The organism is Algoriphagus sp. A40 (assembly GCF_002002735.1).
Lineage (GTDB): Bacteria > Bacteroidota > Bacteroidia > Cytophagales > Cyclobacteriaceae > Algoriphagus.
Map to the genome: position 1 here is coordinate 1 of NZ_MUNY01000008.1, position 414 is coordinate 414.

Below are 414 nucleotides of genomic sequence, written 5' to 3' on the forward strand. Positions count from 1 at the left end.
TTCACCGCTACCGTCTCGGTCGCACTGTCGGTCGCTTCCTCTTCGCTGCTCACACTCGCCACGTTCACAATGTCCAAGCCCGCATCTATGTCGGACTGCAACACCGTGTAGGTCGCCGTGCCGCTCGTGCTCGCCCCGGGGGCCAGTGTCGTCGCTGCAAGCGTGATCGCTCCCAGCTTGTCGTCGTTCACTGCCAAACCGGTCAGGGTCACATCGCCTGTGTTCGTTACGGTATAGGTATAGGTGATCACCTGGCCCGCTTCGGTCACTTGCGCAACATCCGCAACCTTGGTGATGTCCACCAAGGCCGCTCCGTTCACCTCTACCGTCTCGGTCGCACTGTCGGTCGCTTCCTCTTCGCTGCTCACACTCGCCACGTTCACAATGTCCAAGCCCGCATCTATGTCGGACTGC

At 60.6% G+C, this 414-nt stretch carries 1 pseudogene; it reads right to left on the minus strand.

Features of this window, described 5'->3' with window-relative positions:
* Positions 1-414: pseudogene (locus B0E43_RS23270) on the minus strand (hypothetical protein); the annotation flags it as partial.